The 25942-nt window shown below is 44.4% G+C and carries 25 protein-coding genes and 1 pseudogene; 13 read left to right on the top strand and 13 right to left on the bottom strand.

Annotated features, from left to right (window positions below; all coding sequences use genetic code 11):
* Nucleotides 1-91 precede the first annotated feature (91 nt).
* Complete coding sequence (locus tag H6F90_RS31355) at nucleotides 92-1348, bottom strand: peptidase domain-containing ABC transporter (protein WP_370587930.1); 1257 nt, start codon at nucleotides 1346-1348, stop codon at nucleotides 92-94.
* Nucleotides 1349-1445: 97 nt separating this feature from the next.
* Between H6F90_RS31355 and H6F90_RS02770 the strand changes: the two genes are divergently transcribed.
* From H6F90_RS02770 to H6F90_RS02760, 3 genes are all read left to right on the top strand, one after another.
* Nucleotides 1446-2798: a TniQ family protein gene (locus H6F90_RS02770; RefSeq protein WP_190550010.1), complete on the top strand. Its 1353-nt coding sequence runs from the start codon at nucleotides 1446-1448 to the stop codon at nucleotides 2796-2798.
* Nucleotides 2799-3161: 363 nt separating this feature from the next.
* Nucleotides 3162-5093, top strand: a complete 1932-nt coding sequence (locus tag H6F90_RS02765; protein ID WP_190550008.1) for a Mu transposase C-terminal domain-containing protein — start codon at nucleotides 3162-3164, stop codon at nucleotides 5091-5093.
* Between the two features lie 273 nt (nucleotides 5094-5366).
* Nucleotides 5367-6056: an AAA family ATPase gene (locus H6F90_RS02760; RefSeq protein WP_206756148.1), complete on the top strand. Its 690-nt coding sequence runs from the start codon at nucleotides 5367-5369 to the stop codon at nucleotides 6054-6056.
* Between the two features lie 664 nt (nucleotides 6057-6720).
* On the opposite strand, the gene H6F90_RS02755 is transcribed toward H6F90_RS02760, so the two are convergent.
* The gene (locus H6F90_RS02755; protein ID WP_190550004.1) at nucleotides 6721-6972 is read right to left on the bottom strand and encodes a helix-turn-helix transcriptional regulator; all 252 of its coding nucleotides are present in this window, start codon (nucleotides 6970-6972) and stop codon (nucleotides 6721-6723) included.
* Between the two features lie 205 nt (nucleotides 6973-7177).
* Here H6F90_RS02755 and H6F90_RS02750 point away from each other — a divergent pair, with 205 nt between their 5' ends.
* The 4 genes from H6F90_RS02750 (at nucleotide 7178) to H6F90_RS02735 (ending at nucleotide 9116) form a co-directional block, all read left to right on the top strand.
* A complete protein-coding gene (locus tag H6F90_RS02750) occupies nucleotides 7178-7384 on the top strand; it encodes a hypothetical protein (protein ID WP_242024296.1) in 207 nt (68 codons plus the stop codon).
* On the top strand, nucleotides 7381-7701 hold the full coding sequence (locus H6F90_RS02745) for a helix-turn-helix domain-containing protein (RefSeq protein WP_190550002.1): 321 nt from the start codon (nucleotides 7381-7383) through the stop codon (nucleotides 7699-7701). Before H6F90_RS02750 ends, H6F90_RS02745 begins: the two co-directional genes overlap by 4 nt.
* A 75-nt stretch (nucleotides 7702-7776) precedes the next feature.
* Nucleotides 7777-8433 (top strand): hypothetical protein, encoded by a 657-nt coding sequence (locus H6F90_RS02740; RefSeq protein ID WP_190550000.1) that lies wholly within the window; start codon nucleotides 7777-7779, stop codon nucleotides 8431-8433.
* The gene (locus H6F90_RS02735) at nucleotides 8430-9116 is read left to right on the top strand and encodes a hypothetical protein (RefSeq protein ID WP_190549998.1); all 687 of its coding nucleotides are present in this window, start codon (nucleotides 8430-8432) and stop codon (nucleotides 9114-9116) included. The genes H6F90_RS02740 and H6F90_RS02735 overlap by 4 nt, the downstream gene beginning before the upstream one ends.
* A gap of 54 nt (nucleotides 9117-9170) precedes the next feature.
* Here H6F90_RS02735 and H6F90_RS02730 read toward each other — a convergent pair whose 3' ends face one another.
* From H6F90_RS02730 to H6F90_RS02710, 5 genes are all read right to left on the bottom strand, one after another.
* On the bottom strand, nucleotides 9171-10349 hold the full coding sequence (locus H6F90_RS02730) for a glutathionylspermidine synthase family protein (RefSeq protein WP_190549996.1): 1179 nt from the start codon (nucleotides 10347-10349) through the stop codon (nucleotides 9171-9173).
* Complete coding sequence (locus H6F90_RS02725) at nucleotides 10346-11500, bottom strand: hypothetical protein (protein WP_190549994.1); 1155 nt, start codon at nucleotides 11498-11500, stop codon at nucleotides 10346-10348. Before H6F90_RS02725 ends, H6F90_RS02730 begins: the two co-directional genes overlap by 4 nt.
* Nucleotides 11501-11615: 115 nt before the next feature.
* Nucleotides 11616-11981 carry a hypothetical protein gene (locus H6F90_RS02720; RefSeq protein WP_190549992.1) on the bottom strand — a complete coding sequence of 122 codons (366 nt, stop codon included), beginning with the start codon at nucleotides 11979-11981 and terminating at the stop codon, nucleotides 11616-11618.
* A gap of 54 nt (nucleotides 11982-12035) precedes the next feature.
* Entirely contained in the window at nucleotides 12036-13070 is a 1035-nt protein-coding gene (locus tag H6F90_RS02715) for an SH3 domain-containing protein (protein ID WP_190549990.1), read from the bottom strand.
* Nucleotides 13071-13163: 93 nt separating this feature from the next.
* Entirely contained in the window at nucleotides 13164-13463 is a 300-nt protein-coding gene (locus tag H6F90_RS02710; RefSeq protein ID WP_199295671.1) for a hypothetical protein, read from the bottom strand.
* A gap of 121 nt (nucleotides 13464-13584) precedes the next feature.
* Here H6F90_RS02710 and H6F90_RS02705 point away from each other — a divergent pair, with 121 nt between their 5' ends.
* Nucleotides 13585-14805 carry an LGFP repeat-containing protein gene (locus tag H6F90_RS02705; protein ID WP_190549988.1) on the top strand — a complete coding sequence of 407 codons (1221 nt, stop codon included), beginning with the start codon at nucleotides 13585-13587 and terminating at the stop codon, nucleotides 14803-14805.
* 757 nt (nucleotides 14806-15562) lie between these two features.
* Nucleotides 15563-16015: an FxLYD domain-containing protein gene (locus H6F90_RS02700; RefSeq protein ID WP_190549986.1), complete on the top strand. Its 453-nt coding sequence runs from the start codon at nucleotides 15563-15565 to the stop codon at nucleotides 16013-16015.
* 902 nt (nucleotides 16016-16917) lie between these two features.
* Here the strand turns inward: H6F90_RS02700 and H6F90_RS02695 are convergent.
* The 3 genes and pseudogenes from H6F90_RS02695 to H6F90_RS02685 form a co-directional block, all read right to left on the bottom strand.
* Nucleotides 16918-17103, bottom strand: a complete 186-nt coding sequence (locus tag H6F90_RS02695) for a hypothetical protein (RefSeq protein WP_190549984.1) — start codon at nucleotides 17101-17103, stop codon at nucleotides 16918-16920.
* Nucleotides 17093-17797 carry a thermonuclease family protein gene (locus H6F90_RS02690; protein WP_190549982.1) on the bottom strand — a complete coding sequence of 235 codons (705 nt, stop codon included), beginning with the start codon at nucleotides 17795-17797 and terminating at the stop codon, nucleotides 17093-17095. The genes H6F90_RS02695 and H6F90_RS02690 overlap by 11 nt, the downstream gene beginning before the upstream one ends.
* Before the next feature lie 189 nt (nucleotides 17798-17986).
* Nucleotides 17987-18215, bottom strand: a pseudogene (locus H6F90_RS02685) (IS21 family transposase); the annotation flags it as partial.
* 142 nt (nucleotides 18216-18357) lie between these two features.
* Here H6F90_RS02685 and H6F90_RS02680 point away from each other — a divergent pair.
* On the top strand, nucleotides 18358-18819 hold the full coding sequence (locus H6F90_RS02680) for a hypothetical protein (RefSeq protein WP_190549981.1): 462 nt from the start codon (nucleotides 18358-18360) through the stop codon (nucleotides 18817-18819).
* A 99-nt stretch (nucleotides 18820-18918) separates the two neighbouring features.
* On the opposite strand, the gene H6F90_RS02675 is transcribed toward H6F90_RS02680, so the two are convergent.
* Entirely contained in the window at nucleotides 18919-19461 is a 543-nt protein-coding gene (locus tag H6F90_RS02675; RefSeq protein WP_190549980.1) for a rhodanese-like domain-containing protein, read from the bottom strand.
* Between the two features lie 660 nt (nucleotides 19462-20121).
* On the opposite strand from H6F90_RS02675, the gene H6F90_RS02670 reads away from it, so the two are divergent.
* The gene (locus H6F90_RS02670; RefSeq protein ID WP_190549979.1) at nucleotides 20122-20856 is read left to right on the top strand and encodes a hypothetical protein; all 735 of its coding nucleotides are present in this window, start codon (nucleotides 20122-20124) and stop codon (nucleotides 20854-20856) included.
* Between the two features lie 821 nt (nucleotides 20857-21677).
* Here H6F90_RS02670 and H6F90_RS02665 read toward each other — a convergent pair.
* Nucleotides 21678-21848, bottom strand: a complete 171-nt coding sequence (locus tag H6F90_RS02665) for a hypothetical protein (protein ID WP_190549978.1) — start codon at nucleotides 21846-21848, stop codon at nucleotides 21678-21680.
* A 310-nt stretch (nucleotides 21849-22158) separates the two neighbouring features.
* Nucleotides 22159-22392: a hypothetical protein gene (locus H6F90_RS02660; protein ID WP_190549977.1), complete on the bottom strand. Its 234-nt coding sequence runs from the start codon at nucleotides 22390-22392 to the stop codon at nucleotides 22159-22161.
* 958 nt (nucleotides 22393-23350) lie between these two features.
* Between H6F90_RS02660 and H6F90_RS02655 the strand changes: the two genes are divergently transcribed.
* Nucleotides 23351-23689 (top strand): Lar family restriction alleviation protein, encoded by a 339-nt coding sequence (locus H6F90_RS02655; RefSeq protein WP_190549976.1) that lies wholly within the window; start codon nucleotides 23351-23353, stop codon nucleotides 23687-23689.
* A 152-nt stretch (nucleotides 23690-23841) separates the two neighbouring features.
* Complete coding sequence (locus tag H6F90_RS02650) at nucleotides 23842-25863, top strand: phospholipase D-like domain-containing protein (protein ID WP_190549975.1); 2022 nt, start codon at nucleotides 23842-23844, stop codon at nucleotides 25861-25863.
* Nucleotides 25864-25942 lie beyond the last annotated feature (79 nt).

Below are 25942 nucleotides of genomic sequence, written 5' to 3'. Positions count from 1 at the left end.
CTCTCTAACAAAGCCTCAAACTCTTTGGGGGTGAGCCCGGTTAAACTACACAAGGTCTGCGGTTTGGTTCGTAGTTCCGCATATGTCATTTTCATCTACCGACCTCATTCCAGGTGCACGGTATAATTCTAAGTCCTAATTTCCGATAAGGTTTAATAAACTGATGCGCTCCTGCTTGTTGGGCTGCTTCGATAATCTCTTCCAGGATGGCTTCTGGGTGACCTACGCTAACGTTCTCGCGGATGGTACCGCCAAACAAAAAGGTATCCTGGTCAACCACACCAATTTGCTGCCTGAGCGATCGCAATGACAAGTTGATGACATCATAGCCGTCAATCAATATCTTCCCTTCTGTAGGAGGATATAGACCCAAAAGCAGCTTCGAAATGGTCGTCTTCCCAGAACCACTGCGTCCCACTAGTGCCACCATTTGTCCTGGCTGCACCTCAAAACTGAGATTTTCCAGCGTATTGACATCACTTTCTGGATGGTAGCGGAACGTTACTTGCTCAAAGCGAATGTGTCCGCGAATCGCTGGTAGGTATTGACGAGACTGGTGTTGTAAATCTTCTTCTGGTTCAGCGTCAATCACATCGTTGATTCGCTCAACTGCGATCAGCACTTCTTGCAACTCATTCCACAGTACAATCAGCCGCTGGAAAGGATTAATGACATTCCCCAGCAACATATTGAAAGCGACTAATTGCCCAATCGTCAGCTCGTTCTGAATCACTAGCCACGCTCCAAACCACAGTAAACCTGTGCTTACTACTGCTTCAATAGTTGAGCTAAAAATCTGGAGCGTGTTGCCAATTACCTGCCCGGAAAAAGTCTTTTTAATCGACCTGCCAAACAGTTCCTCCCAATGCCAGCGCACTGTCTGCTCAACCGCCATAGATTTGACCGTGCGGATGCCAGTTAGGAATTGGATGAGGTATCCAGTCTCTTCGTTATGGGCACTAAAAATCTCGCGGGAGACACGCTGCAAGAATGGTGTAGCAATTAGCGCCAGCAATGCAAACGGTGGCACAATCACCAACACGAGCAGTGCCATCTTCCAGCTATACCAGAACATCAAGCCTACATAGACAAACACGGTCAGTAAATCGAGAACAATCGACAGTGCTTCACCCGTTAGGAACCGCTGAATCTTGCGATTCTCTTGGATGCGGGAGATGATGTCTCCCACGTAACGGGACTCGAAATAGCTCAGGGGCAGCCGGAAGGTATGGCTGATAAAACCGACAATCAGGGCTAAATCGACTCGATTAGCTGTAACAGAGAACTTCGATCTGAAAAATCGGGGCAAGGTAGCTCTCGCCCCGGCCAACGCAAGCCAAAGCGAGATCCTGTTGGTGGGTCAGAGCAGTCTAGCAATCCACAAACTTGATAAGTAATTAAAGCTTGGATGCATGACGAAATTTTATTTGATGGTGTAGCTTATCATGCCTGAGTTATGGGAGTTAAGCCAGCTCAACATTCCTGAACGTAGCATTCTGTATCATCTTGATTTGTCTGGTGTTGGTACTGCTTATGTTGAAAGTTTGACAGGATATATTACTCGATTAGCAGAGTCTCATAGTGTGTATCCAGGGGTATTAATGGAGAGAGAAATTGCCCCTCTTGTTGCAAAACAATATGCAGGTGCAAATTTACATACGATATTCAGCCATACAAGTGCGTTGAATGGTACAGGTGTGATGGCATCCGACCTAGTTCAGGCTGTGAACGTTCTTACATCGCATCATCAACTTCATTTGCTCACGATGCTACCTTGGTCTGGAGTGCTCCCATCAAGGGCATTAATGCGGTCCACTAGAGTTTGGTGCTCACGATGCTACGAAGAGCAGCGCATTGACCGTGATGAAACATATGAGCCCTTACTGTGGACCTTAAACGTAGTTAAAATTTGCCCAATCCATCAGCAGCTATTATGCGATAGATGCCCTCACTGTCATGAGTCTAATCTTCCTCTTGCTTGGCGATCGCGAACAGGGCACTGCTCTAGATGTGGAGAATGGTTAGGGAACTTGTCTCACGCATCCTCTAAGTGTAAGGATTTCACAGAAACTGAATTGGAGTGGCATATCTGGGCAGCAAATGCTGTTGGAGAACTAATTGCGGCTGCTCCTACCTTAGCGTTCAAACTCCCTAAAGAGAATGTAGCTAACGCTCTAAGGAACTGTGTACAACAATTGAGCGAAGGTAATGTAGCCGAGTTTTCCCGATTGATCCAAGCTCCCAAGAATACTGTATGGCTCTGGTGTAAGGGGAAGAACTTGCCTCAGATAGAGACCCTTATAAAGGTGTGCTTTTGCTTAAGAATCTCAGTTCTCGACCTGCTCACACAGGATGTAATTACGCCAATTGATGATTCAGTGAAGCTTTTACCCAAGAGTTGCCTTCAGAAAACGCGAAGGGCTGCCGTTAAATTAACTGACTTTGATCAAGTTCGTTCACAACTAGAAGCGGTTTTGCTGGATCACACAATTCCACCACCATCTCTTGAAGCAGCAGCAAGGAATTTAGGTTATTACAGAGAGACGCTTGCCCGTAACTTTAGGGATTTATGCCGCGCCATTTCTACTAAATATGACCAATATGAGCGAGTTCGTTATCTAAAATCTATTAAAAAATGTTGCGAAGAAGTGCGACAAGTCGTCCTTCAGCTCCATCGCCAAGGCATATATCCTTCAGAGGCTCGCGTATCTCAGCATATCGCCAAGCCAGGACATCTTAGATATAAAGAAGTTCGTTTAGTTTTACAAGAAACCAGGAAAAGCCTCGGCCTAAAGTAAGATCATGGTTTGGGCTTTGAAAAAACCTATGGACTCATGTCGATTGATTATAAGGCATCCTTTTGCCGCCTCATAAATAAGGCATCTTCTTGCCGACGTGGCAAGAAGATGCCTTAAATCACATGTTCAAAAATGTGAGATTTTGTCCGTTAATGGGTAGTCTGTCCAGGTTAAACCCTTAATATCAAGCTAGAGTCTAAGCCTGAAATGCTTTTTCACATAGGATTTTAGGCTTTTTTAGTGCTTTATTATTTTACCGTCACTATTAAATACATATTTGTCTTTTTGCTAGAGTCGTCCAAAAGCACCTTAAACTGATAGTTGCCTTTTCTCTAGAAATACTAAACCCTATAAGTTTAGCTGATGGAAAGCTCAGAGACTACATCTTCTGCCCAGCCAACTGCCCTCTCCGGGATGGCTGATGTTGTTGAAAATCAGCAACCCAGTCATAAAATTCTGATTGAGCTCATCGAAGACCTGGATGAGAGACGGGAGGTAATGCGTAAGGTCGAGGCGCTCGAAGATATCATCCAAACCTCTGATCAACTCAAGCAGGAGAGAATCCAGTTGTGGGCAGACAGACTGGAAAAACATCCCCGAACAATAACACGCTGGTTGGAGAAGGCAGAGAAAGAGGGTCTAGCTTCAATCGCCAGAGCTACACGCTCCGATGCAGGAGAGATCAAAGGTGATAAACGATGGAAACATTCTGTCCAATATTGGACGGAGTTTATCCTTAAAACCTACAAAGATGGCATAAAAGCTGGCTTGGGCATCACCCGAAACCTTGTTAATAACCAGGTCAGAGGTCACGCTGAACTAGAGCTGGGGCTAAAACAGGGTGAATATCCATCACACATGTTTGTGTACAAAATCATAAATCCCATCATTGAGAAGAAAAGTCGAAAAGTTCGCAATCCAGGGCAGGGACCCGGTCTTATTGTTAAAGTGACTAGCGGCAAGAAAGATGGCAAATGGATTGAGGAAGATATTGAAGTTATCCGCAGCAATCAAGTTTGGCAAATTGATCACACGCGGTTAGATAACTTACTCGCTGATGAAGATGGCGCTCTCGCTGGATCTGCTTGGATTACTGCGGTGGTTGATACATGGTCGGGTTGTGTAATGGGGTATTACATCAGCTTTGGCGCTGCCGGATCTCATGAGGTTGCCTTAGCACTCCGTCACGCAATCTTGAATAAAGAGTATGGGCCTGAGTACCGACTTCAACGAGAGTGGGAGGTTTGTGGCCTACCTGAATACATTGTTACCGACCGAGCCAAAGAGTTTAAATCGGCTCATCTTAGACACGTTGCATTAGACCTGAACATTAAATTGTGTCTTCGTCTCTACACGGAACAAGGTGGGATAGTAGAGCGATTATTTTTGGGGCTTAAGACGGAATTTGCAGCATTGGTACTTGGCTTCAAAGGAGGAAGCCTAAAGGAACGCCCAGACAATCCTGAGAAGTACGCTTGTATTACTTATGAGGATTATGACCGTAAGTTAGTGCGATATTTTGTGGATCATCATAACCAACATCTCTATCCAAGAGTTCCAAATCAAACGCGCTTGATGAGATGGAAGGCAGGTCTATTAGGTGGTGAACCTAGAATGCCTGCTAGTGAAAGAGAGCTTGACCTTTGCTTGATGAAAACTCTAAAGCGCAAGGTTCAGGAGCGGGGATGTATTGACTTTGAAAGGCTAACCTATACAGCAAGTTTAAGGCGGGACGAAGATGGACACTGGCGGTACGATAAGGAATCAAATTTCCTGAGAGATTACGAAGGGAAAGAAGTTGTAATTCGATACAATCCAACCAACATTATCTACGTTCTGGTTTACACTCAAGAAGAAAATGGCCAACCATCTGAGTTTTTGGGCACGATTAGATCAAGAGACTTACAAGAGGAGCGCCTATCTTTGAAGGAGTGGAAAGACCGCAAGAAGAAAATGCGTGAAGAGGGCAAGGATATCGATCAGTCCCCCATTCTTACTCAGCAAAGAAACGCATACACCTCTTCCATTGAAGAGGCCAAGACCCTCAAGCAGCGGCGTAAAAAAGAAAACCATCGAATCACCCGCAACTCTAAACATTCTGATAAAGTTGTGGAGTTATATCCTCCGAAGACCTCACCTTCACACAGTAAGTCAAGAAGTAAAAATATTGACTCTGTGACCAAAGCGCCTGTACTAGAAGATTTAGAATTTACACAGGTGACTTCAGAAGTACAGGTACAACCTGCGCTCTATGTTATTCCTGACTGGAATGAATTTGTTGAGGACGAATGGTAACCTAAGATGAGCCAATCTAACCTTGCAGGTCAGCTACCTGAAAAAGAACCTCGACCCTTGCAGGTACAGTCTGAAGTAGCACAACCTGCTAGTAGTTCTTCAAGCACCACAGTCTGGAAGCTTGGACAACAACAGAAGCGATCACCTGAACAGCAAGCAGCAGTCGAGCGAATCGGTCAGATTGAACCTTATGCCGGGTTACAGCGAGATGAGGAGTTGTTTACTAGGCTGAACCATTGGCGAGAAACTGGCATTTGTGGTTGTGTAACTACAATGGATCGCTTAGGTTTGGTGAAGTCTTTGGTAGTTTATACGCAGAGCCATGTCAAACGGCGTGGTGGTTTGTTAATGGCTCCTGCACCTATTGCCTACATTGAAATCGAACAAAATGGTAGCTCGACAGACTTGTTTCTGCTGATTTTAGAGTTTTTAATTAATCCTCTCGATTGTGGTAGCTTACGACAACTCCGCTCGCGAACATGGGGAACCTTGAAGGCACTTGGGGTAAAGCTCCTAATTGTTAACAATGCAGATTTACTGTCCTTCAAAGCTCTCACCGAGCTTGTACGAATCACCGAAAAGCTGAAAATCTCTATTGTTCTTGCTGGATCTCCCTATCTTAATGATGTTATTGATCCTAAACTCGACAAAAAGAAGAAGTATGCAACCATTCATAATACTTTCTTGAAGCAACACCCATACAACATACTCAATAAGGAGAACATCGCAACGGTCATTGCTGAGTGGGAGAAGAGTTTGGGCTGGAAGCAACCATTGAATTTGGCTTCTGATAATGCAACTATCGCTGTCCTAGAGGAATCTTCTCAAGGACAACTTCGAGTACTTTATGAAAATCTGCGTGAGGTTGCAATTTGGAAAGTTGATAATCCTAAAGCAGAAATTAATCCCCACAATGTTTCCGTTGCTTTGGGTTTTTGTTACCAACCGATATCAAAGCTTTGAGAGAAATAGCTTTGCTCCTTGCCGCTACACTCAATGGACAGAATTAGCGCAGGTGATATTGCTGAGTAACAAAACTGATGAATACTGAGGAAACCAACCCATCACTTCTGTACCTTCCACCCTATGATGACGAAAGCATCAGTCACTATCTTGGGCGTTGGTATCGACAGGAAGTTGTGAATACTGATTCCTACACCCTAGGGAAAAGATTGAGGTTAGGCACGATCCTTTGGAGATGGGAAAACTTTTACTTTAACCCACCTTCAACTTGTGAAGCGTTGGAGAAGATAAATGAACTAATGGGTTTGGGAGTAGAAAGACTAATGTTGATGTTTCCACCTCAGCATGAGCCAATCAAGCCGAAGCCAATTCGCTTGTGTGCTGCTTGTTATGTTGAAGCCCCTTACCATTGCATGAGTTGGCAGTACCAATCGACCGACGGGTGCAAGAAACATCGACTCCGCTTGCTCTCAAAATGCCCTAGTTGCCAGGAACGATTTGCAATCCCATCTTTATGGGTAAAAGGGGAATGCCAAAGATGCAATATGTCCTTCAAAAGTATGGCAAAGAAGCAAAAGTCTTATTAATAAACCCTCCGCTAGCCCCTATTCCTACCTACCACTGGTAGCTAGAAGCGATAGTTAATTAGCATTGAGATCTTCTGTTATTTGTCCGGCTCAGGTTCAATTTTGTACCTGGCGAAGAGCTTAACAATTGAAATACCAAGAGCTTTGGCAATCTTTTCAATATTGTCCAGAGAAGGACTCACCTTTCCTGTCTCAACATCAGAAATGTAGGTTCGGTGGAGTTCAGCTAGCTCTGCTAACTGCTCCTGAGACATATCTAGTTCTCGCCGCCGTTGCCGGACAGCTTTACCGAAGCGCTGTCGGATGTTGGTTTGCTCATTATGCGTCACCGCATAATGCTGCTAGACACCAGCTCAAATTTCTACAGCCGATTGGCTACAAAATGTAGTTTATAGGCTACAATCGACATTAGTTTCTTGCAACTGAGAGATGACTGCGGCGCGATCCTATTCGGCACAACTACTGCCAGAGGGTTTTCCTCATCAGATACCCCAGCCAAGGCTGAGGATCGGGGATCGTGTTAGCTGGCGACCCTTGCCAAGCCAGGACTTTGGTACTGTGACAGGGCTGCAATATGCCCCAGCAGAACACTTAAAGTCCTGGGCTTGGCGTTACTTAATTTGGCTTGACCCTCAATCACCTTCCCATGCTTGGACTTGTACGGATACAGCTTGGGAAGCAGATTTAGAACTACTAACTACCGATCAGCGTAATACCACGCTTGAGGTGGGGCAGGAGTGAGCCTACGAGACTTGGGACAGCGAGAGATCGCTTTGCTGAAGCTCTACACTCGCTGTCAGCTAGGCATGTCACCTCAAGAGTTCTACGCCAAGTGGAGCGTGACCCATGCTCAGATGGCCCAAATCTGCGGTTGTTCTGAACCTACCGTAGATCGCTGGTTTGCTAGAGCGAAGAATTACCGTCCACCCGAAGCACTCTACCTACGACGACTGGCAGAAATGGACTTGCTGTGGGAGTCGTTTGAGCAAATTCCTCCAGCATTGAGACAAGTGCTCTGCCCCCCAACCTCCGACAATGGACAAGAGCTATCACCGTGATAGCGAAGGTTTGTCTGGGCCAGCTACAGGACTTACTGTGAGAACAGTCTATGGATTTCTAGTTCTCCAGTACTCATGACCATTCAAATCACCTTGGAGCATCGCCTGCTCCAGTTATCTCAGGAAGAACAGTCTATCGCTAAGATTGCGGCGACTCGGCACGCATCGCGGCTGCGATTTAAGGCTCTTTTAGCTAATCGGCGGTTTGCCTACACCCCAGTCGGTTCTTTCCAGCTTCGCAAAGACACTCTGAGGCGGATGGTGAGCAAGTACTCAGAGCAACTGGTGTACCGACCCCTCGAAGAAATGCAGTACTGGTTTACCTACTCCAGTGGTGCCTTCTTAGAGCCTGGGTATCCACCCCTGTTCTACAGCAGGACTGAACAGCGACGTATGACGGCTAATAAGAGCGCCGTGGCAGGGATTGGTGAGGGGATCGCCGGATTCCTAGCTCAACGGTACTACCAATGCCGCAAGTTGGCCCGCCCTAACCATGACTACCCAGATATTGTCATGCAGGGGAATGGAAATACTTACCTGATCGAGGCGAAGGCAACCACTGACTCAACCTTAGGTATCAAACAGGTGCTAGAAGACGAGCTGGTTCGGATGGCAGGTTACATTTCCGCTTGCGCTGAACTAGACACTCGGCCTGTGGTGGGGATTTTAGTCGGCACAGCTTTGATGAGTGAGACAGACTACCGCTGCTACATTACTGAGGTGGCTTTATGAGATTCAAACTGCTGTCTCAAGAAGAGTTCATCCTACAGAACGTCGTAGAGCTGATTCAAAGCTCAGTAGAGCGAGGATCGCAAACGTACAGTAGTGCGGTTGAGTTTGGCTTAACTGAGCTAGTCAAAGAGCAGATGCGTCGGATCGCGCAAGAAAACAATACTCAGCGCTGGGGCGATGCCTTAGAGTTGGCGCTCCTAGATGTTCGTCAAAAAGTGGAGAAGCGGTTAGCTGAGCACAACATTCGCTTTGACCTCAAACCCCATCTTGGAGGAATAGAAACTGCCCTGAAGTATCCGGGTAAAGAAGTTACTGAACTAAGGGGCAAGCTGGCACGGTCTAGAGGGACGAACAGAATCGGAGAGCGGAAGAGGATCGCCAGTGAAGCTCAGGCTCCGTTTGAGATAACCGAGGTAGGGCTGCAAAATTCAATAGAGGCTCTGATCGCTGCTCCAGTGGGCAAAGTGTACGAATTGAACCTGGAAGAAGTGTGGCAATCCTACGAGGTGGAGGGTGATTGGTTTCCCTTTCAGTTTGTTGTTGAGGAGTTAGAGTTTGTCATTGATGATGACGGGACAGTTTTTATCTCGACTGAGAACTTCCCTGAAAAACTTCTTGTAGAGGCAAGAGAAACGCTTGTACTTTTAGCAGAGCGATTATACGGGCGCTCAGCAAGCCACTAAACCCCAAGAAGAGGCATTCAATCTGCTATCAGTACATACTCGCGCTAGTACTCCTTAATAGCCAATCGGGAGAAATCTCGATGTATTGCCTATTACCATATCTCCTATGCGAGAAGATACACCTGTTGGAATTCCATTGACCAGAAAGCAAGATATTTGTAGGGTATAAATATCTCCTTCTAACTGAATTTTAGGCAAATCCACATATTCTTGATATACATCCATTAAGTCAGCATATTCATGAGACTGGTTGTATGCTGACTTGTTACCATCCTTATATATCTTTACTTCCTTACCTTCTCTCCCAAATGTAGGCTTGGCAACAAAAGGCTCTACAATTTGTGTTTTTTCTATGAAAGTAGGTAGGAAATGACTAAAACCAGTTAAATCATTGGACTCAAAAAAGTCTTCCCCAAGCATTGTAATTAGAGCTAGCAAAGCTTTATTCTGAAGGATAAATGAGCTAACAGGGTTGATTAAAAGAACTTTATTGAATGCAGCCAAAGGTTCAAAGTAGTCCCAAAGATTACAGTTTGAATTGGGATCTTTGTCTTCTATCATCCATTCAGTAGGATAAAGACGATAAATAATATCAAGCTTTTTGCCAGTATTGTCGTAGATCCCATCTTCATCCATTTCAATAAAGTCAATTGGGTAAAGAATTGAGTCATAGGCGCACAAGGATCTTAAGTAGCTAACTGTGCCGATATCTTCATCCGCTTCTGATAGAGCGCTAAAGGCTATATGGCAATCATGTGGAGATTTGTTGATGGATTTAGCTATTAAATCGATGTAAGAATTTAGCTGAGTCTTTAAAGCTCTTTCTGAATCTTTGTTGGGATCTTGTTTTCCAAAATGGTTGGCAACAATTCCATTCATCTTAAAGGTTTCCACAACAAATGTGGCAACCTCTGCATTGCATTCTAATAAGAATATGCCATTTTCTGTCACAGCAAAATCACATCTAGCAATGAACGGTGGCTGTGTAGTTGAACGAATTAGTCGTAATGCTTCAGGAGGATAACCGAATTCTAAAAGGGCGTCATCACTTAAAGCCTTCATTACTTCTCCTGCTTTCAGGAGAATTTTCCAAGCTTTCTCAGCGGCATTTTTGACACCTTGTACAGTTTCCTCAGAAACTGTTAAAACATCATAACAAGCATAGTTTTCAGCATTATACCAACTGAAGATCTGGCGATGTTGCTCGTAAAACCCTTGTCTTGTAAGAGTCATGAACTAGCCCCACCACTTCGAGAGCTTCCAAAACCACTTACCCTTGAACCTGTAGAACGTGTATGACTCCGTACATGGGTTCCATCTTTACGTGTATAACCTCGTACGTGAGTTGTGCCGCTACTATAACTACTGGAGCCACCAATATAAGTCGTTCCTCCTATATAAGTTTCTGAATCACCAGAACTCTCAGCTATGGCGTCATCATCAGAGCTTGCAAATTCGTCACTATCACTATCTACAAACTCGTCACTATCACTGCCAGCAGTAGTATAGGCAGGTGGCATTGCAATATCTATTAAAAAGTCAGAATCACAAAATCCCTCATAAGAACTTGAAGGTGTGCATTTCTTTATTCGATCAATAGCATCACCAACAGCCTTATGGTTATTCCGATAATAAACCAGCATGTCTTCCGAAGCAGTTGCAAAAGTAGCCTCAGAAGGGATAGTGCTAAGCAGATTAATAGCTAGTTGCCATTGAGCCTTAGCTTGATTGAGTTCCTGCAAAGTATATGGGGCATTATCTGTTAAATAAGCAGCCTTGGATGCTATATCAACTGCTGATTTAATACGCCTATCTGCTTTGTCTTCTGCTGACAGTTGTCGATTAATATTGGTATGACTAAGCCGAACTGTACTTAGCATTGATTCAGCTTCAGCAGTAGCAAAAGTATTTTTTGGAATACTTTTAAGAATATTGCTTGCTTCCTGAAATTTGTCTCTTGATTGTTGCCAATCCTCTAGAGGATTAATCGGATTTTCAGCAAGATCACCAGCCTCAAGATTTATCCTCTTTGCTGTTTCTAAATTGGCTAATGCTTGTTCTTCTAGCTTTAATTGTTGCTCTGTATTAGTTAGCAGAGGTCGTACTTCAATTAACGCAGCTTGAGACTTTTGGTGTGAAAGTCCTGGGGTGTTGCTTATCTTTTCTAAGTTCGAAACTGTTTCCTGTAGCTGTTTATAGTAAGCTCTGAGTGAGTTCAGATCAGAAGGCTTGCTGGGAGTTTCAGGCTGAGATACTAGAAGCTTTACCTTAGATAGGGTTTCTCGTTGTAAGCTTTGTGCTTGACTATAATTTATCCAACTTCCTACACCTATCCATCCCAAAACTGCAAGCCCTAAAGCGGCCAGAACTGCTTTAACTTTCATTATTGCAAGGGGAATATTACTGATTGACTTACTTTTTGATGCCCCCTTAGTAAACCCACTTTAGACTGAATACCACCAAAATTTTGTATTGAAAATATAACTTCGTTGTAAATTCTCAAACTGAATCATCTCTCCAACCGCAGTGTTCACAATCCCAATGAACTCTCAAAGTTTTTGGAGTAATTCTAACCTCGCAATCTGGGCATCGACCTGTAAAAATTGGATGCGTATCGAGTAGAGCTAACTTCTCCAAACGTGACCATCGCTGTTGTGGAGTGACAATCAGATCGCCGTTATAGTAGCTAGCTCCTTCCGGTTCCCAAAATTCTTCTGGTTCTGCCATAGGATCGCGTTGAAAGTCGAGACAAGAATTACTGCTCACACCCTCTGGATGAGAAGTGCAGACTAAGAAGGGGGTATGGGCATAGAAAATGCAGCGATCACACTCTGGTAACTTACGCCTGACGCTTGGTTCACTCATGCTGACAGAGCTAAAGACCTAATACTGTTAAAGCATATTGTGCTGAGCCAAAACTTAATTGAGCAGATCTGAGTAAACCCATCCTACCTGTCCACTGGCTTCAACTTGATACCAGAGTTGTCCAGAGCTATTGGTTTGCTCATTCAAGATAACTACGGGCGTACCGTTTGGAATCTTAGCTACAACATCGACCTCAGTAGTTGGTTGACTTCTGAGATTCGCAAAACCATCTCCTGCCTGAATCACCTTAGTTGTAGATTCAGATTTACTGATCGCTTGAGAAGCTGGATCAGAGTTTAGAGGCGAATGCAGAGGTTTGGTATACCTCACTATGAATGCATCTTTAGTCAGTAGTGATCCATCGGTGTCTTGAGTATCACCCTTAATGACTGTTTCGCTTCCAACAGACTCTATAGTGAATGGATTTGGTGTTCTGGAATAATCAGTCCATTCTTGGTTCGGGTTTCCTGAACACTTACTGACCTCTTTTACTTGGTTAGTCCAAGTTTTAGCAGTTAAGTCAAATGTAGTTTTCCATTCCTGTTGAAATGTAGCTCCAGGTGCTTCTGAACTACATTCTTTGCTGTATAAATAATTGACAACAATTACCTGTTCGTTTTCCTGAACGCTACCAGCAGCCTCATAAGGAAAACCGTCACCTGTTGTTCTCTTCACCAATGCTGCAATGCTAGCTACTGGTGCTTTAAGAGTAGTAGCTGGCGAGGCATTTTGCTTCGATGCTTCCTGTTCAGTAGCTCTGCCAGAGATTAAGTTCTGATTAATCGTGCCAGAAGGGGTAGCAGTTATATCTCCTTTAGCCTGGATAGTCGTTGGCTGGTTGTCTGACTTAGGAATAATGCTCCACATCAAGATGGTTAAGAAAACAACTGGGGTGGCGATTAGGGCAACCTTGAGAACCCGCCTAGTAGCTTGTTCCGCCTCCTCAGCAGTTTTAAAGTGCTTCTTCTCAACCAGTTTATTGAGTTTCTGCTCTGGAATGGGATGACTGTCAACTATCTGGTTAACCCAATTCCAATAAGCTTTACACAGATTTAGAGTTCCTTTTCCAACACCAGCAACTTGATTCACGCCAACCTCTCAGGGCTACGGCTTCATAGTGCCCTAAGTTAAGTGAGTACTAACTAATGCTGAGCACTATGAATTTCCAAAGCTTTTGAGTCATCAATCTTCTTCCTTTACTTCTAGCTGATAGATCCGGTTGGATGGGTGCTCTGCCATTAAGCGCCAGTAGTAGCCGTTGGGTGGTGGTTGTACTCTTGAGCCACAGCGGTAAAGTAAAGTCGGCTCATCGCGCCTAGTGCCATCCTTCACTGCCTTCTCTAGTTTCGAGTTGGGTGCAGCATCGTTGTACCAGATGATGTGAGCGGTGCCGTAGCACCCAGCATTTAAAAGGCTTGCGAATAACCATTCCATAATGGATTGCACCTCATCCATCGAAATCCATGTATGACTACTATTCATGTCCTATTTAGGACAACTACAGGTATAACGGGGTGAATAAAGCTGCCAAGACCAACCAATAAGTCATTAGGAAGCTTCAACATCTTTTTTACCTCAATTTTGATTGAACAAGGAGTAGAAAATGAAGCGTTTAATTTTTACCTTGGTTGGTATTGCCTTAGCTTGTAGTGTTTCAGAAATAGCTGGAAGTTATCAACATATTGCAATGGCTGCTTCCATTACTCAAGTAATAGCTACTTCTACCACTCAAGGCGAGGATGAAATCTCGGCGAAGTACGCAAGTCTAGGCACCAGTAACGGCTTTTTAGGTTCTCCTACTATTGAGATATGGTACACACCTGATGGTGTAGGTAGATTCCAGCATTATGAGAATGGCGGATCAATCTACTGGACTCCTAGAACTGGAGCACACGAAGTTCATGGTGATATCCGCGCCAAATGGTCGAACCTCGATTGGGAAAGAGGTTTTCTAGGTTATCCTGTTACTGATGAATTAACAACACCCGATGGGGAGGGAAGGTTTAACCACTTTGAATACGGTTCAATCTACTGGACTCCTAGGACTGGAGCACACGAAGTTCATGGTGATATCCGCGCCAAATGGGCTTCTCTAGGATACGAGAGAAGTTGGTTAGGTTATCCTATTACTGATGAATTAACAACACCCGATGGGGAGGGAAGGTTTAACCACTTTGAATACGGTTCAATCTACTGGACTCCTAGAACTGGAGCACACGAAGTTCATGGTGATATCCACGCCAAATGGGCTTCTCTAGGATACGAGAGAAGTTGGTTAGGTTATCCTATTACTGATGAGCTAGATTTACCTGGATATAGCGGCGGGCGATATAGTCAGTTTGAAGGTGGTTACATTTACTGGAGAGCCTCTGGTGGTGCGGTAGCATCAAAGACTCTTCCGTCACGTCCAGCTCCTCCAACTCCTCCAATCCCTCCAACTCCACCTAATACTACTCTTATGACAGATAGGGCAGTCATCACTAAATGTGGTGGAATGAATTGTTTCTACCCAGATGGTGCCCCCATATGGTACACAGGTACTTTTCCCCCACCCATTGGAACGCCTAAGCCTGCAAATGTATTAAGTATTAAATCTCATATTGCGATGAGATTTCCAATAACGCAGGCGTCATCTGACTGTAATAACACGAGTAAATCATTTTATGTACCTAGAGGTGGAACTTTAGGTCCCCAGCAACTGAGAGCAATATACGGTACAGAAACTCCTGGTGTGCGTATAGGAATCATAGGATGCATTGCAGAAATTCCTTCAGGAGGCATACCATCACAAATCTTCTTAGATGTCACTTATCGTCTCCAATAGGAGAATCGCGCCATCTCCGAATAATGTGTAGATAAAAATCTCTTCAGCGCGAGGCTAGATTAGCATTTCCTCTCATACCTTAGTAAAGTGCTGTTATTAAATCTGCTCATAAGAAGTTAGAGCCTAATTAATCAAGCAGATGTAGTGACGTGAATACCTATTTCAGTCAAGTCCAGTGATAAAAGATATTATTTGTGGAGCTGTGGCTCCACAAATAATATCTTTCAAGAACTGAATAGTGCACGAAGATAAACTTGGGTTAACCGAGCAAAGATATAGCATCTATGTTTCTAGTCACTTACTCCCTTCCCGGCATAAGATTTGACAACTTAAATCTTCTAGAACTAGCTGTAATCTTTAAACCTCGTCTAATCTTTCCGTAAATGCTCCTAGCTGCGTAAGCAATATTGAGCGTTGAAGAGACTTATTGGATAGTACCAAGAAAACTGCTTGAAAGTACTATGTAGCAAGGATTACACTGGCCTCTACAAAAACACAAGCCAAAGTGCTTACTACATAGTACTTTCAAAGATTTCCTGCCCCATTTTCTAACAGCTCTAAGATCTAATATCACTATGAGCATTTAAATATCTACTAGGTAGAAGTAAAGAGAGTAACCATAAGTTCCAACAGAAAAAGGAATAAAGAGGAGAGTAAAGAAAACTGTCAGTTCTTAATTAACGCTTTCCCTCTAAGTAGACAAGCATTAATCAACAGTTTTTTAAAATCAACAATTCTAGTTCATTCGACAGAAATTATGACCACACTAAAGATTTTATGCTTAACAGCATCTTTCTCAGTTGCTTCAATTTTCAGTATTGCTGAAATAATTTTTAGTCCTCCATCCTATGGCTTTGAAACATATCCACTAGTATCTAGTCAAAGCATTGATGAATTAATCTGTTACATGCAAATAACTGATGGCAGAATTTTAGATCTAAGCGATTTATGCAGTAAGCCTCAAGTTGAAATCGGTGAGGTGTTTCGCAGTAATGGTTACATAAGTGGCAATATTATTAACAAGACAGACAAAACGGTTCATGACATCCGGGTAACATATGAAGTGTTAAATGCTGGAGGAACAGTAATCGAGAGAGATTCCACTTCTACAAACCCACAAGCGTTAGCACCTGGTGAGTCTGCCATGTTTAAAGTTATCACTGTAAATAGTGGAACTGTCAGGATAGCTTCTGTGATCTGGAATGTGTGAACTCTTCAGTTCTTGCACCAAGGCTTGAAAGGGTGTAGAAACTGATAGCTTGCAAGAGCAATGGACATTAGGGATTATGGCTTCAGGTTTCCAACTAAAAGGTGTCGAGGGAAAGTTTTCTCATGACATTCGGCCATTATTTTCCAAGGATCAGCCAGAAGTATAAGCTAGCTAATGGCTATTCTAGTGCGATTACTTATCTCAGAAGCATTGCAGTGGCCCAGAAGTAACTCATGAAGTTTCTTTCTTAAGCAGGATTGCTCGTCTAAGGGGGATCAGCAGTATGAATACCAGTTTGTGGGTTTGCCTGTTCTTTCCGAGGTTGAGTCATATCCCTCTTCTGTCACTCCTGATAGAGAATAGCTGAAAGCCCCAAAATTTGTTGAGTGCTGCTTGGGTGAGTGGAGGAAAACAGTGCTTCAACAGCGCTGCTATTTATTGTTTTCCTAGAGTGACAGAAGAGGGATAGCAGAAAAAATTGGCTGGTCGCAGGAGCGCAAAGAACTTCTGTTTCGCATTGAACTGATTCATCGGTTAGTGCCTGAGAGTCTAGCAGTCCAAGTTGCTAATCTTTTGGCTGCTAGATACACCAGACGAGTTATTGACCGAAGAGGAACAGCAACTTATTGATGAAGTTTGTAAGTTTTGGCTGAAGCGACGCAGGCAAGGTCAGTTAGTAGGATTGTCCTCAGTCTTGTAAATGCTTGTGCTCTCTACGCCAGTCCCTACAGAGTTGGACGCTGCTTTGTGCGGAGAGCAATCTTGAAATAGCGAGTGATCGCTAGCAGCTCGCTCCAAGCTACCTGAACTGATCTCTATCCTTCTAACCGACTCACCTCCCTTCCACTACCGCCTCGTCCTTCATAAGGTGCAATCTGTACGGCATTTTTCAAGCGGCGCTTTTATAGGTCAGTTCCTTTACAAGCTACGCCAGAGGACTTCACCACATCACTGTTGGGTGCTTGCAAGACACAGCGTTCCTCCGCAAACATTTGAGGCCAGAAGTACTGTGCCCACATGGAAAAGGTGGCGATCCCAGCCAGGATAGCAAACGTGATCGCACTCAACACTTTAGAGTTAACTTTCACAACCCACCCCATCATTGTCTCTATCAAACCCGTGTGGGTCGGGTGCTACCACTTGAAAGCGCCGCTCTGAAATGTCTCCACAATCTAAGTCGGGTGGCCCAGGTGGAATACACACGCCTGGGTAGGCAGAAGAACAGTTAGAGGTTTGTGCAGCAGGTTGTGGAGTGGTAGGCCAATTAACTGCGGGGGCTGGGTTGGAAGTGCCTCGCTTACCTGCTCTAAAATCCCACGGCATGATTGGATTAGCTTGGCTCCAAAAGGCTAGTTTTCGTTGCTTAGCTTTGGCTTCTGCTTGGAGGTAGTGATCCTTGGTGGCAGCGCAACCGCTTAAGTACTGCTGATAAACTACAGCTCGGCCTTCTTGTACCATTTGCAGGTTAACCGACTGACCGTCCTTGAAGACCTCAGCCACGGTGCGACCATAGCGATCCTGCTCTACCACCCGTAGCTGCACACTTTGATTCTTAGGTAGAAATTGACTAAGACGGGCTGCTGCTTCCTTGCCTCCAACTTGGGTGGCTTCCGGGGCATCCACACAGACAAGCCTCACGGTGACAGGCTTCCCGTTCATCTGAACACGCAAAGTGTCTCCATCACCAGTACTAAGGACAGTACCCGATAGATTAGTCTGGGCTAGAAGTGGAGCGGGGGCAATTAGAGTAATCGCTACTGCCAGTGCGAAAAGTCGATTCATGCTTTTACTAAGAGGGGCAGGCTTAGAGTTCCCTATTCTTCCCAGCTTTTTGAAGGTTTAGGATAACTGCGTCGTTGGATTGTAGTGTTATCCATCCGCTTCGTCAGCTCGAAGGCTTACATGATCAAAAATGCTAAGAATCAACTTCTTGAGGTGGTTCAAAACCTTATTTGAAGCGAGGATTGCGCGAGCTTTCCAGGTTTGCACTCGCCGTTGCAGTGTCCGCAATGCCTGAGGGGATTCGCCCGGATAGGTATCCTGCAAATACTCAAACAAGGTCAATGGGTTTGAGTCGCGGTTCTGGTCTGAGCATTGGCTCCAGTTCCCGTTCCCACACACCTGCTAACAGGTCTCGCGTCTGAAATGATTCACGCACGGTACCGCGATTTGGACGATGGGTGCCTGCCTCAATGCGTTGCCTATATCAGTGTCTTCTAATACAAGGCTTTCAGCCATTTTCTCTGTTATTAATCGATAAGTCTATTACGAATGATTGACGTTGATATAGTAAGACCAAGCGTTAAACATATTATTAATCTAACGAGTTCTAGAATCGAAAAATGTTAAAGCTGTTTAACGCGATTTTTCTAGTTCTTATTTGTTTTTTTCTAGTTCTTTTTGGAATACAAACTGAACCTATTTTGGCTCAAAGCTTCACTACTGCTCAATCCTCTATTCCTTGTGAGCAAAGTAGTAGTGAAGCACCTATATTTCGTGCATTAAATACTAGAATGAAAACAGATTCTTTTGTTGTGCAATCTCCACAAAAAATCTTGGCACGACAAGGGGCACGAATTGAGGCTCGTCAGGATCCAAAACTCGGTAAAATCTTTCAACCAATTAGTCCAACTGGAGCAGTAGGCACAACTTTAATTTGTCGATGCCCTGCGGGATACTCAGGAGGCTGTGGAACTAATCATACTTCTTCGTTCGCTGTTTGCCAGGGAACTTGCAACCATAGCGAGGGAGGACTAACAACTGGATGTCGTTGGTATGCACCAGGATTAGCAGCTCCTCAGTAAAAGGTACCAGTCCTTCTCTTGCAAATAATTAGCTGTTTCTCACGCTAGGGGCAAGGGCTTGACTAGCCTTTGCCCCTGATCAATGTGCTAATAGTTGACTTAGAGGGGATTTAGCCTTCCTGCCTTGGAATCCTTATTGCCAACTTCTTTTCCTTCAAACAGAATCTTGGTGGTAGAAACGTACAGCAGTGGACCCAACTCATACACATTCCTGTACCCGTAAGCCTTCAAAGAAGTGTAGGTGGAGAGGTTGAGAGAAGCCGCAGGTGCTTTTGCCGCAAAAGCAGTCTGGCTACCTTCAAAGTTGTTATTGCAATAAATGAGAACCTTAGTGTCCTTTCTGGGAATTACAGCAGCCAGGGACTCTTCGGTAAATTCTGTAAACGGCAGATTGATCGCACCTTTGATGTGCCGGAGGTTGTATCTAGATTCACTGCGAGCATCCAACAGCACGATCCCTTGCTCTTTCATCATCGCCATGAACTGAGCTTCGGTGAGCCGCCTTGATTCTCGTTCTGCTGAAGACTGAATCACAATTTCCTTGAATTTGTCATAGTCAATCAGACGATTGGGTATCGCTTCTTGGGCACAGACTGGGATAGCAACCAGAGTAATCAAAGCGAGGGAAAGAGGAAGTTTCATATACTTGCAGTTACTTGAGCGATCAGGGTTTCTGGTAGGTCTAGGTATCATTTTTGCCCCTGACATCTTACCGCTCAGTCTAACTCTGCCAATCTCAACTGGGTAGAGTAGAAGACCAGTTTCACTTCATCGCTTTAACAGGCTATGCGGAAAAAGAAGCGCAGGAGAGAGCGCTAGAACTGGGATTTCAGCAACATATTACGGAACCCATCCTGCCTTGGAGCGCGATCTCAATCGACCCATACTTAAAGCCCGTGGCTCACCTTTCCCCCTGCTTCGCAGGTACGGTGAGCCACGGGCAACTTCAAAAGATAGCTTTGATTAACCTCCCTTTCTGAAGCGACTTAGCTATGGATAAAATGTCGATGCCTCTAAGTTGAGGGGCAAGGGCTGTAGCTTCCCCTCCACTCGCTCTTCAAGGGGTACAATCTGCACGGCATTTTTCAAGCGGCACTGCTAGGGGAAATTCAGCTAGAACTGAGCGCTGTTGTTTCAGTACTGCATGAAGCCAAAATGCACTGAACGATTGCTGCTTTGACTGTAAAGATCTCTTACAACTACTGGCTAGGAACAGTTAAGCAATTATTAATAGGACATTTAATAACTCTAGCTGAGAGCCTAAATTGTTGTCTTTCTTCGTATAACTCTTTAGCACATCACATGGAAAAGATTTTTGACAGCCTTCCAGAAATTCTCAAAATAGTAGGGAGTAATCCAGTATCGCTAATTGCTTTAATATTTATCCTGCTAGCTGTTCTAGCATCCATTTTGTTTAAAGAATCAAGGGATTTACGAGGCTGGTCGGCTTTTCTTGCATTAGTAGCTTTTGCTGTTTTTGTGGTTGTTACAGTTAATAAACCTACTAATGCTCCTACAATTTCACAAACATCATCTCCCTCTGCTGTTCCTAGTTTAGGAAGCCCACCTTCACCTACAGTTGCCAACCAAGACCAAACAGTGTGGGAATGCCGCGCAGAAAATACTAGCTTATATCTTGTAGATCAACTGAATGAAAATTCGGATGAATTTGATGTGGCAATTTATGACAATGCTGGAAAAGAAGATGAAGCTATTACAGGTAATCAAGGTGATTATTTTGGAACAGTACCAATTAAGATCACTGAAAGAGCAGGGCAGATAGAAGGAAGTGGTCGTCTTGGCAGTCGTAGCATTAATGTGACTGCTTTAGGCAGGACTCCAGCTTTTTCAGTGGAGGACAGTGTTGCTGGTCAAGCAATAGGTAGGTGTTTTATAAATACTGACGTAACAAGCAGTGAAAATAAAGAATTAGTTAGGAATTGCCTAAACTCTGTGGAAAAAAAGTTGGGCAGCGTACCTGAAGTTGCTAGATTTGGATGCCAAACCGATCCTGAGGGTTACGTTAAAAAGTTGTAGCGTCAGAAACGTAACTAGCCTGTTAATCTCACTACTTCGCTAGATTCATTTCACTCAACTGTCTTGGAAAGCCAAGTGCTCTAGAAAAATTGTGAGCGCCTTGAAGCATCAGAACTTTGTAAAAAGCCTCTTCACCTAGCAACCAACTCAACCTACTTCATGGAAACACTCACAAAGTGAAATCCCTATGCAGTAAGCGTTACAGCGATTTTGCCAAAGATAAAATGTCGATTGATTTCTAGCAGATAGCAAATGGCTTAAAAAGCAAGCCCTGAGTGTGTTTCAACTCAGGGCTTGCGATGGTTAGGCTGACAGCTTTCGACGGCGATAGCGCCAACCTAGGATACGCAACCTTGCAGACATGCTAAGGACACAGCCTGCTAGTGACTTCTTGTCACTGTCAGATAAGCGACTGCCAAGAATAGCTCCAGCTTTGCTCAGCATTCGAGGTCTAGGCTTACGGTAGCGAGGTTGATATCTGTAGTTATCTAACAAACTTTTTCTTTTTTTCGAATTTTTCATTTATCTAATTTCTTAATGAAAATTTACATTCCTCATGCCCGACCAGAAAGCCCAAAAAGCTCTCTCCATGAGGGTTGGGCTTCTATAAATTGCCCTACTACCATAATACAAGAAGTGCTTGATTTTTGCAAATTTTTGTGATATTTAAGGCAGGCTCAGTCGTTTCAGGTTTAAGAGGCAGTTTGGCTGGCAAAAGCCCTACAAACTTCCTTCAACTTTCTCTAGTTGGTTGCTCGGATTGACGGTGGATAACTAAAGAAGGTCGTCCAGCGGTACACGCACTGTGACGACCCACTGACTTACTGAACTGGCTTAGTTTTTTCGATAAAGACACCTTTGTTTTCTTGAAACTGGGCACTTAAGCGCCAGTCGTCCTCTGACTGTGAGATGACTGCAACAACACCAAGAATAGTGATGGCACCGATGGCAGCTAGAACTGGAACTGAACCGTTGGACTTTTTGGTTTTCATTTGGCTTCTGACCGGATATTGGAACAAGAGAGCATTCCCACAGGTAGTAGAGGGAGGCAGGCTACTAAATCCAACAAGCTAGTGTTGAGTTTGATAGCTCTACTGGTTAATCAATGGAATGATCGCCCAGGTCTGCTCGCTACTAATTTGGTTTGATGCTCCAATGCAGCCAGCGTCCAGCCAAGAAAATTGGTTTCGTGAAATTTCGCGCTATAGACAAGTAAGCCGCGCTCGCTGAAGACGGCGCGGCTATGAACAACAAAGGTTTAAGAAAAGGCTAGGATCTTGGAGCTACTTCAAGAATTGAAGCTTACTTATAAGCATCAATTTCCGATAAGTGTCCTTCTTTAGCAGGTGTTTGAGCTGAGATTTTAGTCTCAGATGAACGACCGTCTATCCTCACTACTCCACCGTTGGGGCCTAGCTTTAGCTCAACGACTCCGTCATACCGAGTTACTATGGCAGTAACGGTGACGGTACCTACTAATGCCATCACGAGCGAGGCGTTTTTGAGCGCCTTACTAACTAACTGTTTGATGTTCATTCCTTTAACCTTGGATTGAATTTGAACTATGGAGTCGGGGTCTGCGAAACCCTGGCTCCATTTATGTAAAGAGTCTAAATCTAAGGCAAATGAGAAGTCTGTACCGCTAACTATGCCAGTTCATTAGTACAAACATTCGCAGTACAAGTGTATAGTTCGGATTAATGAAAATTCAGATCCGCAAAGTTCCTGCAATCATTCATTTTCAACTCATGTGCTTGCTAAACGGGAACTGATCATAACTTCTTTTCAAAATCACTAAGTATCAAGACCGTCGGGTATCTCGCCAAGCGGATTAGCTGGAACAGTCGGGAGTTTGACCGCATTTTCGCTGTCTGTGACACTTGGCATGTTGTTTCACAAAACTCATATGGTTTCGTAATTACCCAACGCTTTCAAATATCTCCCCAGATTCCTCTGCTGTTTTGTTTTTTCTTACTTTGGCAAGGTTGGATCTATCAACACCCAAACGCTTAGCTAGTTCAGTTAATGTAAGTCTTAGTGATTTATCGCCGAAGGCGATCGCCTCCGGCGGGGTTTGATACTCAGTTGTCTTAGTAGGCTCTTTTTGTCCCTGAATCTAAGCTAGGCCATCACTCAGATTTTGCAGTTGTTCGGTTAGGGCGTGTAGACGACGATTGTGTGGATCATCTTCTACGCGCTTAGCTTCAAGCCGACACACTCTAACCTCTAGTTGGTCTAGTTGATGACTATCTACACTTTTATCTGTACTTACTCAACCGCCTTACCCCCTTCCACACCTTCAGCGATCCACCCCTAAAAGCTACCCCGGATAACTCAAAAGGGATATAAGCCTATATATAGCTCATACTAAAACCCTTGCAGGAAGTGGGTTTGAGGTTATTTGGAAGACATAAGTTAAAATATCCTGAATTGTCGTAACACTTCTCCTTGGTTTGCTCAACTAACTTACACTTATGACATTTGAGCTGTAAGAGTGCTTTATAAAGCAAAATTTGTTGAAGGGTCAAAAGAGCCTCTGATGGATACCGATGAATCAGTAGATCAACAAATTCAAAGAGAGTCAGAACTCCGCTTTGTTACAGAGCTTTTAGAGGCTTGTAGGCAAGCAAGGTTAATTGATTTAGAACAGTGCCCTTTTTGCGGCAGCTCAAATCTTTCAGTAGTTGATAGCCCAGAACGGGATCGAACAGGATGCTTTGTAGTCTGCTGTTGTGGTGCTCATGATTCCCGTGGCGAAACTCAACAAGATGCTATTCGATTGTGGAACAAGCGCTCTTCGGTTCCTAAACAGAGTAATACACGTTTGAGATGACTGATAAGCCACCTTAAGCGCAGATTTCGCTGTGGTGTCAACTCCAAACTTCATTGCTTATTTACACCAATCGTTAAACTTTTCACGATTCGCGTGTCTTAAATCTCACCATCGGTGGAATTCTTGTCATAAGAAGAATTTCATACCCCCTCATGACTAACCGACACTGGCTGGAGACTGTGGAGTATACCTCCCTTGCTGCTTCGGCAATTGGCTCAATTGCAGCTACCGTATCCCAGCAAGTTGTCTTTGCTGCCGCTCCCATATCAGTGTCACTAGCTTTAGGGACGCTGAATCGCAATCGCCTCCAGCAACAGGCCCAGCAAAATGCTCAGGTTGCAATTACTCAAGTTGATCAGCAGTTCAAGGGGCAAATTGAGTCCGTCCAGCAACAACTGAAAATTTTACCCCCTCCACCAGAACCGTTTGACTCAACCGATCTCCAAGCTCAAATTGCAAGAATCCAGACAGCCGTTGTCAACTTGCAGCAGGATGCTGAGGTGACAGTTACTGAGGTTCGCCAGTATATAGATGGGAAACTTGAAGGCTTACAAGCTCAGTTGCAGGCAGGTCTATCTCAAATTCCTCCCGTCTTTGACCCTGACTACTTAGAGGTAAAGCTGGAGCAAGTTGACAGCGCGATCACTCAACTCTCTCAAGGATTAACAGCAGTACAAGCGTGTTTGGTTCCCTTACAAGCTATTGACCTCAACCCACTTCATCAGCAGGTCAGTCAGCTTCAGAAAAGCCTTGAAGCTCAAGGCGAGGGATCGGAAACACGTTCCGCATCACTACAAACACAACTCAACCAACTCAGTCAGCAAATTGAACAGTTAGAACGGGTTAATAGAACTGCGGTTCAACCTCACATCTCTGAATTGGCAGCGAAGCTCAAGCCAACCGCAGAGGCGACTGCAATCTTAACCAAGCAACTAGCAGCTTTAAGCCACCAAGTTGGTACTAAAGCTGAATACCAAAAGGTGGCTGAACTAAGTGATGCGATTTGGCAACTACAACAACAGCTTGAGCAGCTACCCCCACCGCCGCAACTATTTGACCCAACTCCATTAGAAACAGATATTAAGGGCTTGCGATCCCAAGCCAATGACTTACAACAGCAGGTGCAGGAAGTACGGTCGTCAGTCACGGACCTGAGTAGAGATGAGAGACTGGAACAGGTTAGAAACGCGATCACGACCTTGGAGCAAAAGTCACAAGTGTTTCTAACCAAGCAAGAGCTGGCACCTTGGCAACAGACCGTTGTTGATCGCGTCGATCACGGGGTTACAAGCTTGAAGATTGAGCTTGAGATGTTGAACCAAGCTTTTGCTGAACGCCCTGAACAGTCCTTAGCTCAGCGATCAGAAGAGTTACAGCAGCAGATTCAGGATTTAGAAGCTTGGCTCAAGAGCCTAGATACTAGCTTTGAGGTGTTGCATGATCGCACCCGAAACCTGGATGTGATGCAACAGCAGCTAGAACAGTTAATTAGAGGTGCAGGTAAGGTTAGTGAATTAGAAACTACTCTAGCTGAGCTATCTCAGGGACTCGCAGGCCAAGTTGATGAAGTTGTAGACCAGCGGATCGTTGGGATTAACCAGCTCCTTCAGCAAATGCAGCCTAGTTATGAGTACAAGCTGATATACGACCGCCATCAAAGCCGAGAAATTCTTTTCAAGGCTGTCAAGCAAGCTCAAGAGCGTCTGATTCTTGTTTGCCCTTGGCTCTATAAAGGTATTCAGTGGAATGAGCGAGAACTAGTCGATTACTTCAAAACCTTTTTGAGCGTTCCAAATAGTCAGATTGAAATTGGTTGGGGGCACTGGCAGGACATCAATAGTGACAAGGTTCGTCGTGCTTCAGGACTCCTGAGGGAGCGGCTCAGAGCCTACTCAGATATGTACAGTGCCTTGGAAGACTTAGAAGACCTCGAAAGACAATATCCGAAGCAGCTTAGATTAAAGCTTCTAGGGACTCATGAAAAGTTTCTAGTTTGTGATCGCCAATTCGCTATGCTGGGCAGTCATAACTTTCTTTCCTCCAGCGATTATGCTCGAAAAGAGCGTGAAGTGGGCCTATATACAACAGACCCACGCATCATCAATGAGCTAGTCAAGCGTTTTGAGAGTGCCAAAGATCTAGAACAGCAGAAGATGTGGAAGATTACTGCGTAGGCTATGGTTCCTACGAAGATACTTATGTATTGACTATTAGACTGAGGCCAGTTTCACAGGAGCCACAACTTGCTTACCC

Source organism: Trichocoleus sp. FACHB-591 (assembly GCF_014695845.1).
GTDB lineage: Bacteria > Cyanobacteriota > Cyanobacteriia > FACHB-46 > FACHB-46 > Trichocoleus.
The sequence above is the reverse complement of the archived record's forward strand: the minus strand, read 5'-3'. Positions and strand labels throughout refer to the sequence as shown.